This is a genomic window from Pedobacter sp. Bi126 (genome assembly GCF_918698245.1).
GTDB lineage: Bacteria > Bacteroidota > Bacteroidia > Sphingobacteriales > Sphingobacteriaceae > Pedobacter.
Genome location: NZ_CAKKMS010000007.1, coordinates 90,613 through 106,576 on the forward strand (window position 1 = coordinate 90,613; position 15,964 = coordinate 106,576).

8 protein-coding genes are annotated in these 15,964 nt (G+C 38.8%); 6 read left to right on the forward strand and 2 right to left on the reverse strand.

From position 1 onward, the window contains the following. Nucleotides 1–18: 18 nt before the first annotated feature. The 6 genes from LQ201_RS21990 to LQ201_RS22015 all read left to right on the forward strand — a co-directional run bounded on the left by LQ201_RS21990 (nt 19) and on the right by LQ201_RS22015 (nt 11,652). On the forward strand, nt 19–3,294 hold the full coding sequence (locus LQ201_RS21990) for a SusC/RagA family TonB-linked outer membrane protein (RefSeq protein WP_230146695.1): 3,276 nt from the start codon (nt 19–21) through the stop codon (nt 3,292–3,294). Between the two features lie 19 nt (nt 3,295–3,313). Continuing rightward, nucleotides 3,314–4,894: a SusD/RagB family nutrient-binding outer membrane lipoprotein gene (locus LQ201_RS21995; RefSeq protein WP_230145825.1), complete on the forward strand. Its 1,581-nt coding sequence runs from the start codon at nt 3,314–3,316 to the stop codon at nt 4,892–4,894. Between the two features lie 228 nt (nt 4,895–5,122). Continuing rightward, on the forward strand, nt 5,123–7,462 hold the full coding sequence (locus LQ201_RS22000) for a family 20 glycosylhydrolase (protein WP_230145826.1): 2,340 nt from the start codon (nt 5,123–5,125) through the stop codon (nt 7,460–7,462). A 435-nt stretch (nt 7,463–7,897) separates the two neighbouring features. After that, nucleotides 7,898–8,299: a hypothetical protein gene (locus LQ201_RS22005; RefSeq protein ID WP_230145827.1), complete on the forward strand. Its 402-nt coding sequence runs from the start codon at nt 7,898–7,900 to the stop codon at nt 8,297–8,299. A gap of 157 nt (nt 8,300–8,456) precedes the next feature. After that, entirely contained in the window at nt 8,457–10,016 is a 1,560-nt protein-coding gene (locus LQ201_RS22010; RefSeq protein WP_230145828.1) for a S10 family peptidase, read from the forward strand. Nucleotides 10,017–10,689: 673 nt separating this feature from the next. Further along, entirely contained in the window at nt 10,690–11,652 is a 963-nt protein-coding gene (locus LQ201_RS22015) for an acetyl-CoA carboxylase carboxyltransferase subunit alpha (RefSeq protein WP_131028302.1), read from the forward strand. A gap of 210 nt (nt 11,653–11,862) precedes the next feature. On the opposite strand, the gene LQ201_RS22020 is transcribed toward LQ201_RS22015, so the two are convergent. After that, complete coding sequence (locus tag LQ201_RS22020) at nt 11,863–12,417, reverse strand: transposase (RefSeq protein ID WP_230145829.1); 555 nt, start codon at nt 12,415–12,417, stop codon at nt 11,863–11,865. A gap of 370 nt (nt 12,418–12,787) precedes the next feature. Further along, nucleotides 12,788–15,829: a DUF2723 domain-containing protein gene (locus LQ201_RS22025; protein WP_230145830.1), complete on the reverse strand. Its 3,042-nt coding sequence runs from the start codon at nt 15,827–15,829 to the stop codon at nt 12,788–12,790. Between the last annotated feature and the right edge of the window lie 135 nt (nt 15,830–15,964).

The following is a 15,964-nucleotide window of genomic DNA, read 5'->3' on the forward strand; positions in this document are numbered from 1 at the left end:
CTAAAATTCATTATGCTAATGAAACTAGCCTGTATTATGGTTTTCATTACCTGTCTTAATGTTTCGGCATCGGTTTTTTCTCAGGAAAAAATTTCTTTGGATGTTAAGAAAACAAAGCTGGCCAGGGTATTACAGATTATTGAGCAGCAAAGCAGTTACCATTTTGTTTACAGCTCTTCTTACGTTCCGGTAAACAAGGATGTAAGCATTACTGTAACCAATACTTTGGTTACTGATGTATTGGCAGCCATTTTAAACAGAACCAACCTGAAATATTCTGTTTCGGATGGTGGCTTGATTGTAATTAGCAAAAATAAAGAAGTCCCGATTTCGGGAACCGTTAAAGATGCCCTTGGAGGGGTTTTGCCTGGTGCAAGTGTTAGGGTTAAAGGAACAGGCATTGGTACTTCTACCGATGTGAACGGTAAATTTGCATTAAATGCGCCTGAAAATGCTATTCTGGTAATTTCTTATGCTGGTTTTCAAACCAGGGAAATTGCCATCGGTTCGCAGGCCAATATTGATATCGTACTATCAGAAGATACCAAACAGCTTACCGATGTGGTGGTTACTGCTTTGGGTATCAAAAAAGAAAGAAGGGCCTTAGGTTACTCGGTTACGCAGGTTGGCGGCGAAACGCTAACCCAGGCTCGTGAAAATAATATTACCAACTCTTTAGTGGGTAAAGTAGCAGGTTTAGATATTGCCGGTACATCCGGAGGTGCTGGTGCGGCCACCAACGTTACCATCCGTGGTGTATCTAGCTTAGGTCCGTCAAGTCAGCCACTGTATGTTGTTAATGGTATTCCAATGGAAAGTGCACCGGTTGGTTTTGGGAGCACTATTGGTATTGGTAATAATGGCGGTCAATATGATAATGCACCAGATTTAGGAGATGCGATCAGCAACTTAAACCCTGATGATATTGAAAGCATTTCTGTTTTGAAAGGTGCTGCAGCTTCAGCACTGTATGGTAACAGAGCTAAAGCAGGCGTAATCCTGATCACTACTAAAAGTGGCAAGGGGAACAATATTGAGTTTAGCAGTAATTATGTTGCCGAGCAGGTGATGGATAGAACCAACTGGCAATATATATACGGACAAGGTGTAAATGGTCAGAAACCCGCTACGCAATTGGCAGCAGCTTCTACAGGAAGCTCGAGCTGGGGGGCCAGATTAGATGGTTCTAACGTAGTTCAGTTTGATGGTGTGAGCAGGCCTTATTCTGCTCAGGAGAATAATATTGAAGATTTTTACAGAACAGGAGGAACGTTTACTAATACCCTGGCATTAAACAAATCTTTTACCGGTGGCGTAATGCGCTTATCTGCAAGCGATTTAACCAATAGATCGGTTGTACCTAACTCTGGTTTAAACAGACAAAATTTTACCCTTTCCGGTACTTTCGATCCAATAAAGAACCTAGTGATTGATGCACGTTTTAACTATATTTTAGAACAAGCCAAAAATAGGCCAATGGTTTCTGATGGTGCAGGTAACGCCAATTATAATGCAGCATTTTTACCAACCAGTGTAAATATTGAAACGCTAAAGCCTGGTAAAAAACCTGATGAAACTGAGCTTTCGTATAATACAGGTAATACCTATGCTACTAACCCTTGGTTTGCTGCTTATGATTTTATTCACAATACCAAAAGAGAACGTTTATTAAGTTCTATTAGTGCAAAATATACCTTTGATAACGGATTGTTTTTACAGGCACGTGCAGGTAGAGATTCCTATAACGACAATTACGTTGCGGTTACCCCATCCGGTACGGCTTATGATGCCGACGGAGGTTACACCGAACAGATCAGTAAATTCTCTGATATTAATGTGGATGCGTTGATTGGTAAATCTTTTAAAATAGACGATTTTTCAATTACCCCAAATTTTGGTGCAAGTTACCGCCGTACCAAAGGTGCCGGAACCACAAATACAGGCGGATCTTTCCAGATTTTTGGTGTTTATAATTTATCCAATACAGGAGGGAAGGCGGTAGCCGTTTACCAGACTGATCAGGAAACCCAATCTGTTTATGGAACGTTAGAAGTAACTTATAAAGATATTTTATATTTAACAGGAAGTGCACGTAACGATTGGTTTTCTACCTTGGCCACGCCCGGCAGAGATAATAAATTAAATACCATTTATCCATCTATCAGCGGTTCATTTGTTTTTACAGAATTATGGAAGCCATCTTTCTTGAGTTTTGGTAAATTAAGAGCGGGTTTTGCCAATGTTGGTCAGGCAACCACGCCTTTCCAAACACAGCTTTATTATAATTTACGTAGTGAAACCATTAATGGCAGTTCGCTTGGAAATATTGTAAATGCTGCAATCCCGAATGCTACATTAAAGGCGTCTAGCGCAAGTGAACTTGAAGTTGGTACAGAAATGAGGTTCTTTGGCGATCGCCTTAGTGTTGATTTTACCTGGTACAACAAAAAATCGAAAGATGAGATCCTTGCTGTTCCTACTTCAACCACAACTGGCTATAACGGGGCATTTTTAAATATTGGCAAGTTGCAAAACCGCGGTGTTGAAGCTTTAGTATCGGGCGTTGTTTTAAAAAATAAAGATTTCAGCTGGACATCAACTTTAAACGGATCGTATAATGATAACAAAGTATTAACGCTTGCACCTGGTACAGCTTCGCAACCTTTGGCAACGTCAAGGAGTAATGTGGGCTTTTTACAGAATCTAGAAGGATTGGCTATTGCACAGGTAATGGCTTACGATTATAAATACGATGCTAATGGTAATATTATAAAAGATACCAATGGTATTCCAGAAAGAGGAGAGCTGAAACCTTATGGTTCAGCCTACAATAAGTGGACTGCTGGTTGGAACAACGAGTTTAACTACAAAGGTGTTAACTTTTCATTCCTGATTGATGGTAAATGGGGCGGCAAAATTTTCTCTGCCACTGATTATTATGGTTATGTGTTTGGTTTGCATCAGGCTACTTTAGAAAACCGTGATGCGTTAGGCATAAATGCAGCAAATTATTACAGCACTTTTGCCAATAACGTATCAAAGCAGTTTGTGCAGGATGCAAGTTTTATCAAATTCAGACAAGTTATTCTGGGTTATAACTTCCCTGGAAAAATGTTCAATAATAAGATTAAAGGTTTAAATGTGAGTTTTGTTGGGCGTAATTTATTCATCCTGATGAAGAAAACAGACAACATCGATCCCGAGTCGAGCTATAATGCAACCATTCCGGGTATGGAGCTCGGCGGAGTGCCGCCAGTGCGTACCTACGGTTTAAATTTAAGTGTTAAGTTATAATCCTTTAAACGAATTGAAAATGAAAACGATCATAAAATTATACGTACCACTTTTATTATCTGGATTAGCCCTGATAGCTGGTTGTACAAAAGACTTTGAAAAAATTAATACAGATCCAACATCAGTTGGACAAGAGCAATATAACCCAAACTTTCTTTTATCTACCGCCCAGTTAAATTATACCGGAAGCATCGACTTTGCCTACGAGACCTGGAGGGGTAATTTAATCTATGCTTCTACCATGATGCAGGGCATGTCATCCGTAATTGGTTATTGGGCAGGTGATAAATACATGCTTAATGAAGGTTATACAGCAGCTTATTGGGAAAAAGCTTATCCCGATCAGGTTAAGTACGCTGCCGATTTAGTTGAGTTTACCAAAGGGAAAAGCCAGTATAATAACGTTTATCAGATGGGTAGAATTTGGAAAGCCCTGATTTTTGAGCGATTAACAGATTTATATGGCGATATACCCTATTTTGATGCTGGAAGAGGTTATTATACTGCAAATTTATATCCCAAATATGATGCACAGCAGGCTATTTATACCGATTTGTTAAAAGAGGTTGATGAAGCGAGCACTGCCTTAAATGCAAGTGGCGATAAAGTAACCGGCGATCTTGTTTTTGCTGGCGACATTGCAAAATGGAAACGTTTTGGAAATAGTTTAATGTTGCGAATGGCCATGAGGTTAACCAAAGCTGATGCCACTTTAGCTCAGACTTACATTAACAAGGCAGTTGGTAAAACCATGACAGGCGATTCGGACAATGCGTTCTTTAAACACGATACCAACGGCGCCCGTGTAACGCAGAACAGAAATGCACAGGTTTTGTTAGGTGATGGCGGTCAGGAGAATTTTTACACCAGGTGGAGCAGTACCTTCATCAATTATTTAAAAACGAATAACGACCCTCGTTTGGGCAAGGTAGCAGTAACCAAATTATATTTAACGGATGGAACCAAAGATCAAAATCCTGCTTTCGTGACTAATCCTGCAGTACAAAAAGGGATGCCAAATGGTAAAGATCTAAGTGGTATTGCAGGAAGAGATGTTCGTCAGGACCCCTCTTATACTGATTTTACCGATTATTCATCTCCAAATCCGGGTATGTTAAAAAGAGATGGTAATACTTTTATCCTTACCTATGCCGAAACGGAATTGCTTTGGGCAGAGGCAGCACAGCGTTATGGTATTGGGGGTTCTGCTGCTACGCATTACAATGCCGGTGTAATTTCTGCAATGACTTATCTTTCTCAATATGATCCATCAATGGCTGTAAACGGAACGGATGCTGCGGCTTATTTAAGCGCCCATCCATATGTAGCGGCCAATGGTTTAGAGATGATTGGCATCCAATATTGGGCACACACCATTACCATGCTCGATTTTTACGAAGCTTGGTCGAACTGGAGAAGAACAGGTATTCCTGCGCTAGTGCCTATTGTATATCCAAATACCAATACAGGTGGTTCAATTCCACGTCGGTTCCCTTATCCACTTTTTGAAGGCGTTACTAATGCGGTAAATTATAAAGCTGCATCTGCTGCTGTTCCAGGAGGCGATAAGCTGGTAGGAAAAGTTTGGTGGGATAAATAATTTATATCATCCCGGTTTTTTACTAGCCGACATTGCTCATGCAGTGTCGGCTTTTTTATTCTAGTGTTTTCCATTGCATTTTCATCAAACGTTTGCGCAAAACTTACTTGAGCGTATAAAGAAGTTTAGTCTATCTTTAACTCATAAGTACATCATTTTCAGTATTAAAACGGTAATGTGTTTAACGGAATACGCTAAACGCTAATTATAATAATTCATCATTTACACATGAAAAGCATTCTATTTACTCTTGGTTTCGTTATTGTCACTCAAGGTCTTTTATTCGGTCAAACCGACAGCACGGTTATTCAATCAGTACCCAACATTAAAGAAATAAAGGCTGGCGACAAGGAAATTATTTTTCCCGAAAGCCCAAAAGGTTATTCTCTGGTATTCAAGGGAAGTAATCGCGAACCAATAGTAAATTCATCTGGCGATATTACCACGCCACTGGTTGCAACAAATGTCAACTTGTATTTCGAACTGATTAGTCAGGTAAGCGATTCGATAAAGTATGATGTATCTAAACAGATCGTTGTCCCAGGGAAATTTTCAGACGGTGGTATTAACCCACAGCCTTTTGTAATCCCCGCTTTACGAGAATGGCATGGTGGTAAAGGCAATTTCTCTTTAACTGCCACCAGCAGAATTGTTTTAAATGCAGCGAATGAGAAACAGCTGCAGAACGTTGCAAGTATTTTAAAACAAGAGTTGAAACATCAGTTGGGTTTTAACCTTTTAATTGTGAAAGGTAAGGCTAAAAAAGGCGATATTTTTTTATCCTTAAGTGCAATAGATAAAAGCATCGGCGAAGAAGGATACTACTTTAATGCAGATGAACATATTACCATTAGCGCAGTAAAATATCAGGGGCTATTCTGGGGAACAAGAACTTTATTGCAGCTACTGGAACAGAAAAATTCCATTCCAAAAGGATTGGCAAGAGATTATCCAGCGTTTAAAGTTCGCGGATTTGTGCTCGATGTTGGCCGTAAGTTCTTTAGTCTACAGTTTTTAAGAGATTATGTGAAATTCATGTCTTATTACAAATTGAACGATTTTCAGATCCACTTAAATGACAATGGCTTTAAAAAATACTTCAATGATAATTGGGCTGATACCTATTCGTCTTTCCGCTTAGAAAATACAACCTACCCTGGGCTGACAGCAAAAGATGGTTCTTATACCAAAAAGGAATTTATGGCGCTACAACAGTTAGCCGATAATTATGCGGTCCGTATTATTCCAGAAATTGATGCACCGGCACATGCGCTGGCTTTTACCAAGGTAGTTCCCGAAATTGGCAGTAAAGCATATGGTATGGATCACCTTGATCTCCATAATCCACTTAGTTATACAGTTATGGAAAATGTATTTAAAGAATATATTTCTGGTAGCACACCCGTGTTTTCGGGTAAAGCGGTTCACATTGGTACAGATGAATATGCTAAAAAAGATGCAGAAGTTTTTAGGGCTTTTACCGATCATATGATTAAATATGTAGAAGGTTTTGGAAAAGATGTTAGGCTATGGGGAGCATTAACACACGCAAAAGGTACCACTCCTGTAAAAGTAGAAAATGTGGTGATGAACACTTGGTACAATGGTTATGCCAACCCTGTTGAAATGAAGAAACTGGGCTATAAGCAAATCAGTACGCCCGATGGATGGCTATATATTGTACCTGCAGCAGGCTACTATTATGATTACCTGAACATTAAAAATCTTTATAACAAATGGACCCCTTCTATGATTGGGAATGTTCAGTTTACACCTGGCGATCCTACTATATTAGGTGGCTCTTTTGCCGTGTGGAATGATATTGTAGGCAACGGAATTACAGAAAAAGATGTACATGATAGGGTATTTCCCGCTATGCAGGTATTAGGACAAAAGATGTGGGGAGGAAATAATACAACTTTAAAGTTCGAAGATTTTAACGTTTTGAGCAAGAAGATAGGAGAAGGCCCGTCATTAAACATAAATGGAAAGCTATCTAAAAACGATGCGCCATTTACAGCCCAGTTTAATTTCGATAAAAAGGACAAACAAATTAAAACTACTGGTGCAACTTATACAGAAGGATATTTAAAGAACGCTTTATCATTTTCAGGAAAAGATAGTTATGCCAGGTTACCATACGCTGAAATAGGTTATAATTATACGGTTTCTTTTTGGGTAAACCCTGCCAATAACAATTTGGACGGTGCGCTGTTATTCAAATCGCCTAACGCTACTGTAAAACTAAAACAGACAGGTACGGGCAAACTTGGGTTTTCAAGGGAAGGTTATGATATCGATTTTGGATATGCTGTGCCCGAAAATAGCTGGACACACGTGATCATAACCGGAACCAATAAAGGCACCAATCTTTATGTGAATGGTAAACTTGAAAAACGATTGTACGATAACTGGATTACATTTACAGATAAAGACAAAACGAAAGTGCGTAAATCAGAAACTTTGTTTTTCCCACTTCAAACAGTTGGTGGATTTAAAGGAAAGTTAGATGAATTACAAGTTTGGAACAAGGTATTGTCAGACGAAGAGATTCTGGCCTTAAAGTGATAAAAAAGGATTAAACAATAACCCGTCTCGATTAAATCAGTTTTTACCAGCCGATACCGCAAATGTGGTATCGGCTTTTTTGTCTCCCGTATTTTGATAATATTTTAAGCAAACGTTTGTGCTGTGTCGGTTTTAGACTTTGTTTTCTAATGCTTAAAGTAGATTTAAGCTGTAATATTAAACAGGCGTAGCGCTTTGATTTGATTGTTTTTTATGATTTAGTATTAGATTGTTAATCAAACGTTTGTGCGTTATTTTGGGAAAATATCTCCTCAATAAAGCACTATATTTAATCAACAAGCTATTGTAATCTCACCTGTAATTTAATGGTTATTCACTTTTACTATTGCGTAAGATTGTAGCTGTATTTTCTGGCGCTGTACACAAATGATTTTTAATTAATATTTTAAAATTTAACCCATTAAACCAAAGAAAATGAAAAAAACAATTGCTTTACTCGTAGCTTCTTTAGCTTTTACAGTTTGTCTGTTTAGTAGTTTTACGCCCGAAAAAGTTGCCCTTTCCCCTAAAAAGGTTATGCGCCGTGGGGTAGTTACGGTTACAAAAAATTTCACGACCAGTAATGGCCTGGCTGCGGTGGCAACACTACAGTATACCACCGGGCAGGTTTATTCGAGCATTACAGTAAGCATAGAAGGAGAGGGCAACGTTCCGCTGACTTCGGTGTCCCATTCCTCAGGCCCAATTTACGCCGATACTTTTGAAGGTTATAAGGCCGGATCTTATTATGAATATTTTGTAGATGTATTGGTAACTGGAAACCCGACTATTGGCTGGCAAATTTCAGATACAAGCGCCGAAGCGGTGGTGATTTAAATTGCCAGCCTAAATAAAGAGTCTACTGCTTCATTGCAGCAGTTTTTTGCAGAACCGGCATTGCCAAAAGCAATGCTGGTTTTTTTATGGTAACATTTCTAATGCGCTTTTTGATTAACGCTACAATAGTTTGATATTTAGAAACCAAACCAAAACAATGAAATTCAGATTTATACTCGCTACATTTTTAAGCATGGGCATTTTTGCATATGCACAACAAGAACCAAGAAAAAGCCAATCTAAAGAAACCGTAACCACTACCCAGGTTACCGTTAAAGATGAACCTAAATCTTCAGCAAACGAAAGGGCCATTAAGGTAGAAAGTTCTGTTGTTACCAATCACACTGTAAATATCGATGGTAAATCGGTTCCTTATAAGGCCACAACAGGTACCTTGCCGGTTTGGGATGAAGACGGAAAACCAATTGCAGGTTTGTTTTATACTTATTACGAACGCAGTGATGTGCAAAATCGCGATAAACGACCTTTAGTAATCTCTTTTAACGGCGGTCCGGGTTCAGCTTCAGTTTGGATGCACATCGCCTATACAGGTCCTGTGGTTTTAAATATTGATGACGAAGGTTATCCTGTGCAGCCTTATGGTTATAAAGAGAATTCATATTCTATTTTAGATGTTGCCGATATTATTTACGTCGATCCGGTCAATACTGGCTATTCGAGAGCGGTGAGTAAAGATATTCCAACAAATAAGTTCTTTGGAGTACGTGCCGATATCAAATACCTGGCCGAGTGGATCAATACTTTTGTAACCCGCAATAACCGATGGGCCTCTCCAAAATTTTTAATTGGCGAGAGTTATGGTACCACACGCGTTTCGGGTTTGGCTTTAGAGCTGCAAAACAGTCAATGGATGTATTTAAACGGTGTGGTTTTGGTTTCGCCAACAGAACTTGGTATTGAGCGTAGTGGTCCTGTTGATGCGGCTTTGCGTTTACCCTATTTTGCAGCTACCGCCTGGTATCATAAGGCGCTTGCGGCCGATTTACAGGGCAAAGATTTAACAGCCATGCTTCCTGAGGTTGAAAATTTTACCATTAATGAATTAATCCCAGCTATTTCGCAGGGTGGGATGTTAAGTGCTGATAAAAAGAAAGCCATTGCCACAAAAATGGCGCGTTATTCCGGCCTTTCAGAAAAAGTGATATTAGATTACAACCTCAATGTACCTACTGATTTCTTTTGGAAAGAACTGCTGAGAGATAAAGGTTTTACTGTTGGTAGATTAGATTCGCGCTATCGTGGTATCGATAAAATGAGTGCCGGCGAAGGACCCGATTATAATGCAGAGCTAACCTCTTGGTTGCATTCTTTTACACCAGCCATCAATATGTACATCCGCAACGAGCTGAATTATAAAACCGATTTAAAGTACAATATGTTCGGTTCCGTTTACCCATGGGATAAAACTGGCGACCAAACTGGCGATAACCTCCGCCAGGCTATGGCACAGAATCCATACCTGCATTTATTGGTACAATCAGGTTATTACGATGGTGCCTGCGATTATTTCAATGCGAAATACAGCATGTGGCAGTTAGATGCTGCAGGTAAACTGCAAGACCGCATGAGCTGGGAAGGTTACCGGAGCGGACACATGATGTATTTACGTAAAGACGATCTGAAAACGGCCAATAACCATATCCGTGAGTTTATTAAAAAAGCATTACCAAAAGCAGGCGAGGCTGCTAAGTTCTAGCCAGGATTTAGAGGATTTAAGGATTTTAAGAATAAAGTGTATGTTTCCTCTCTTGAAGGGGCAAGGGATGGTTTGTCAACTCTTATAAAAAATAATTCTTCGGGTTTTATTTGGAGCGCAGGTGCGGTATAATAATTATCGTTCGTCCTGCTTTACGCTATATCTTTTTTATTGTTCATGTCATGCTGAGGCACGAAGCATCTGTTTCATTGTGGTGAGATGCTTCGTGCCTCAGCATGACAGCAATTTGAAGGTAGTGCTGTAAAAATGTATGTCGCTCCAATCAGGGCTAGGTAGGTTAGGGCGGTGGCAGGGAAACCCCTCATAATAGCACTGGCAGGTGTAATCTAAACCTGACAGCCGCGATAGCCCCAGATTTAAGCACTGTCTATTTTGTTTTTATGGTGTGCTTGCTTATTTCACAGGTTTCATCTGGGCTAAAGCAAATGGCAGGACTGCTTTTAAAAAAGAATTACTGCAATTGCTTTTCAAATTATAAAGACTGATAATAAAACATCAATAAATTCTAATTTGAGATTCTAGAGTTGACAACTTTCATGGGCACAATGATGATAAAGTTGTCAACTCTTAAACAGATTTATCTCCTCAAAAACGCAAACAAAAAACTGTTCACTGCAAACTAAAAATAATTACTTATTTTTGTGGTTCAATTATGCAGCAAATAAAAACATCATTCGATTTTGAAAAACCTATTGCCGATTTAGTTCAGCAGATAGAAAAGGTTAAGCAAGTTGCCGAAAAAACTAAGGTAGATATGTCTGCCACTTTAGACGAGCTTGATGGTAAATTAGATGAAACTACCAATAACTTATATAAAAATTTAACCGGTTGGAACAAGGTTCAGATGAGCCGTCATCCCGATCGCCCGCAAACACTCGATTACATCAATATGATCTGCGATGATTTTATTGAAATGCACGGCGATAGAACCGTTAAAGATGATAAAGCGATTATTGGCGGTTTTGCTACCATAAATGGCCAAACGGTAATGGTTATTGGTCACCAGAAAGGTAAAAACACCAAAGAACGTCAGTTCCGTAATTTCGGTATGGCTAACCCTGAAGGTTACCGTAAAGCTTTGCGTTTAATGCGTTTGGCTGAAAAATTTAATAAACCGGTTGTTTCTTTTATCGATACTATGGGTGCTTACCCTGGTTTAGAGGCCGAGGAACGCGGGCAAGGCGAGGCCATTGCCAGAAACTTATTGGAAATGTCTATTCTTCGTGTGCCGATTATCTGCATTGTTGTAGGTGAAGGTGCATCAGGAGGTGCTTTGGGTATTGGCATTGGCGATAAAGTTTACATGTTAGAGCACACCTGGTATTCGGTAATCTCTCCTGAATCCTGCTCATCTATTTTATGGAGAAGCTGGGATTTTAAAGAGAAAGCAGCTGAATGTTTAAAATTGACTTCTGATGATATGTTTGGCAACAAATTAATCGATGGTATTATTCCAGAACCACTTGGAGGTGCACATCAGGATCCAGAGTTGATGGGCAGAACTTTAAAAGATTACATCGTTAAAGATTTAGCTGCTTTAGGTAAACTAAAAACCGATAAACTGATCGAACAAAGAATTGATAAATTCTGTGCGATGGGTGTTGTAAACGAATAATCTTTAAAAAAATAAATTTGAATCCTGTTTGGCAATGCTGAACAGGATTTTTTTGTGGATAAATTGTGCTCACGCTCGTTTCTAACGAGCGTGTAAATAGGTTACCGTATTTTACGGTGTTAGTTATTTATATATTTGGTTTGATTTTTACGATATAATCGTAAGCTACTGCTGCACTCGTTAGAAACGAGCGCAAGCGTTCAATAAATATTAATCAATGTCTAGTAACTCAATTTCTATTAGTCCGCTAAGCCCATGATAATTAGTTGCGGAACTGTAAATATAATGTTCAGGCTCTGATACAATTCCAGCTCTAACTGGATTTTGATGGATGTAATTTAGCTTTTGAAATGTAAAATCTGAACTGATTAATTCAACAGCATGGTAGCCATCTTGCCAAACCTTGTAATTCTCAATTCTTGTAAGGTATTTTCCTGCAAATTCAAATTTATTCAGCAACCAGTTTTTCCTGCTTTCATTTCCTGAATTAATCTCTTCAATAATAGCCCTATTTGTAAACTTCTTAAAATCTCTAATTATTTCAAAAAGCTTTACACATCCATTCGCAGATGTAATGAGGTGTAAATGGTTGGTCATCAGGCAATAAGCGTACAGAATAAGGCCCTTGTTAGACTGGCAATACTTTAATGAATCTACAATAATTTCTTTATAAGTTGAACGAGTGAATATATCGACCCAATCTACAATCGTAAAAGTTAAAAAATAGATGCCTTCCGGATCTCTGGCTTGATATTGATCTGACATTTAATAAAAATATTTATTAATTCAGAAAAATCATAATTGCTCACGCTCGTTTCTAACGAGCGTGTAGATAGCTGGTCGTGTTTACGACCTATCCGAAATCTAGACTTATATCATTCTTTACGATGGAATCGTAAAGCCATTTTGCACTGGTTAGAAACGAGCGCAAGCATTTCGTGATTGCTCACGCTCGTTTCCAACGAGTGTGTAGATAGCTGGTCGTGTTTACGACCTATCAGAAATTTAGATTTATATCATCCTTTACGATGGAATCGTAAAGCAATTTTGCACTCGTTAAAAACGAGCGCAAGCGGTAACAAAAAAAGCAGCTACAAATTAATGCAGCTGCTTTGTAAGCTATTTTCAGATCCGTTTACTGTTGTGGCCCCTGTTGTGGGAAAAACATCGATAAACGGCCTTCTAAACTGTTAAACGTTTTCTGCAGCTTATCGCTCAATTTGTCCTGACCTGCAGCTTTACTCGTTTTAATCATTCTGTCCAGGTAATATAATCCTGTTTGAATGTTCTGCGATCCGGTTAAACCTTTTGATTGTGAAATATCAGCAAGGTAGTTTAATTCTTTACTGATATAATCGCCTGATTTGTCTAAAATATCATTCGCTTTGGCCGTTTCACCTAATTTATATAAGTTTTCAGCCATGTAGAATTTCACAACAACCGTACGGATGCCGAAGAATTTATCAGGCATTACTGCAAAATATTTATCTACTACTTTTTTGGCATCAGCAGTTTTACCTTCTTTAATTAAGCTGTTGGTTAAGCTACTGAAGAGATTGGTGAAAATGAAAGTATCATCTGATGACTGTGGATCTAAATATTTAGCGGTTTTCATATTTCCCCACTTAAATTTAGTCATCACATTATTGTACAATACAGGCGTATTTAATTGCTCTGGCCTATCTTCAGATGCTGTCGTATCAGCTTTAAGCGGTAATAAACGCATGGCTAAACCTTCGCTGTATAAATACTTATCTAAGCCGTTATATTGCTCAGAAGGCACGGTAGAAGCGAAATAAATCGGACGTTTCCAGTTGTTATGTGCCAGGATATCGAACATGGCCAAAGTTCCTTTAGTAACATAACCTTTATTAAACTTCCAATCCATTGTAGTAGTAATTTTTGCAGCATCGGCTGCAGGTACTGTTCCTGTACTGATTACTTGCTGCGGGTCTACCGTGATTTTAAGGTTTTTAGTTGGTAAAAAGTTAGATTTTGATCCATCCTGCATTGGTACTTTATCGCTCTCATCGTTTGATAGCAATAAATCAACTACGTTTTTAAGCTCAATACTACCTGCAATTTTGTAATCATCGTATGGCATTACATCTCTTTCTCCCTGTACATATTGCTCAGGTTTCATCGTGATTGGCAAAGGCGCTGATTCGTTTTGTTTTTGTCTTAAACCGTTAATGTACCAATCTGTATCGAATAAACTTAAGTTTACAATACGCACATCAGGACGAACATTTTCTACCTCCTGGATATACCAAAGTGGGTAGGTATCATTATCGCCATAAGTAAATAAGATGGCATTTGGCGCACAGGATTGTAGGTAATCCAAGGCAATATCATGCGGAACCATTTTCGTAGAACGGTCATGATCATCCCATCCCTGCTCGGCCATAATTACCGGTGCAGCCAGTAATCCAATCACGGTTGCACCAATGGCACCGGCAGTTGGCGTTAGTTTTTTAAACAACCACTCTTTAATGGCGAGTGCCCCGAGCCCGATCCATATTGCAAAGGCATAGAACGATCCTACATAAGCATAATCCCTTTCGCGGGGTTCTAATGGTTTTTGATTTAAGTATAATACAATGGCAATACCGGTAAAGAAGAATAGTAATGCGACAACGCCCGCATCTTTTTGGTTACGTTTAAAATGCCAAAGTGCACCAATAACGCCTAAAATTAATGGTAAAAAGAAGAAACGGTTATACGCTTTATTATCAACGGTTGATGGTGGCAGATTGCTTTGATTGCCTCTCAACATAGCATCAATTGGTTTAATGCCGCTAATCCAGGTACCTTCATGTCCGCTACCCTGACCTTGCTCGTCATTCTGGCGGCCAGCAAAATTCCACATGAAATAACGCATGTACATATAGCCAATCTGATAGCTGAACAAGAAACCAACGTTATCTACCAAAGTAGGGTTTTTAGTATCATCTAAGCGCATCCATTCTTTATAAAAAGCCGCATGTTTAGGGTCATCGCTATACATACGTGGCAATAAGGTGTTGTTGTTATATTCGTAATCGGTTTTTTTACCCGCTACCTCATATTTTTCTTTTCCTTTTCTCCAGATGGTTTTTCCTTCGGTTACACCAACTCTTTCAGAGTTATAGTTAGGGCCATAACCCAATGGCCTGTCGCCATATTGCTCACGGTTTAGGTAACTTAAGAAAGAGAAAGCATCTTTCGGCGCACTGTTATTTAAGTTCGGATCTGCCTTTGCCCTGATGATAATCATCGAGAATGATGCATAACCGAAAATGATTAATACGGTAGAGATTAAGCCTAGGTTTAATAATTTCTTTTGGTGTTGGATAGAATAACGAATTCCCCAAACCAGGGCGCCGATTAATAAAATAGCGAAGAATAAAACGCCTGTTCCAAAACCCAGACCTAATGTGTTAACAAAGAATAAATCGAAATAAGCACCGAACGAAACCAGGTATTGGATAATACCATATTGGATTACCGCTAAGATTAAAATACCAACAATAAGGGTTTTAATAATTCCCGATGTTGTTGCTTTATCTGTTCTTTTGAAATAATAAATAAAAGCAAGTGCTGGGATGGTTAACAGGTTTAACAAGTGGATACCGATTGATAAACCCATAATATAGGCAATAAACAATAACCAACGATCGGCACGTGGCTCATCGGCATGCGCTTCCCATTTAAGGATAGCCCAGAATACAATTGCTGTGAATAACGATGATTGTGCATAAACTTCTGATTCTACTGCCGAAAACCAAAAGCTATCAGAGAAAGTATAAGCCAAAGCACCAACGGCACCTGCACCCATAATGCTGATCAATTTACCAGTTGTTAGTTCTTCACCGGCTTTTAATACCGTTTTTTTAGCCAATGCGGTGATGGTCCAAAATAAGAATAAGATAGTTGCCCCGCTCGATACAGCCGAACCAACATTCATCCAGTAAGCGATTTTGGTTAAATCTCCAGCTGCAAAAATAGAGAAGAAACGTTGGATCATTAAGAACAAAGGCGCACCAGGTTGGTGAACAACCTGCATTCTAAATGCCGATGCGATAAATTCACCGCAATCCCAAAAACTGGCAGAAGGCTCTAAGGTTAAAACGTAAGTTAGTGTAGCAATTAAAAAGCAGATCCAGCCTACTATATTATTAACTTTTGAATAATTCATTGGTTTGTTTAATGATATTAAAAATTGTTTTCACATAAAAATGCTGCCGAAATTAACTATTCTAGTCGATAAAACAGGTAAATTTTTGGATTGATTTAACAATTTTTAACGGCTTAAGGCCTTTAACATAAAGGA

What these genes read in the sequence shown, in the direction of transcription:
- LQ201_RS22000 (WP_230145826.1), top strand. Translation starts at nt 5,123, where the DNA reads ATGAAAAGCATTCTATTTACTCTTGGTTTCGTTATTGTCACTCAAGGT.
- LQ201_RS21995 (WP_230145825.1), top strand. Translation starts at nt 3,314, where the DNA reads ATGAAAACGATCATAAAATTATACGTACCACTTTTATTATCTGGATTA.
- LQ201_RS21990 (WP_230146695.1), top strand. Translation starts at nt 19, where the DNA reads ATGAAACTAGCCTGTATTATGGTTTTCATTACCTGTCTTAATGTTTCG.
- LQ201_RS22020 (WP_230145829.1), bottom strand. Translation starts at nt 12,417, where the DNA reads ATGTCAGATCAATATCAAGCCAGAGATCCGGAAGGCATCTATTTTTTA.
- LQ201_RS22015 (WP_131028302.1), top strand. Translation starts at nt 10,690, where the DNA reads ATGCAGCAAATAAAAACATCATTCGATTTTGAAAAACCTATTGCCGAT.
- LQ201_RS22025 (WP_230145830.1), bottom strand. Translation starts at nt 15,829, where the DNA reads ATGAATTATTCAAAAGTTAATAATATAGTAGGCTGGATCTGCTTTTTA.
- LQ201_RS22010 (WP_230145828.1), top strand. Translation starts at nt 8,457, where the DNA reads ATGAAATTCAGATTTATACTCGCTACATTTTTAAGCATGGGCATTTTT.
- LQ201_RS22005 (WP_230145827.1), top strand. Translation starts at nt 7,898, where the DNA reads ATGAAAAAAACAATTGCTTTACTCGTAGCTTCTTTAGCTTTTACAGTT.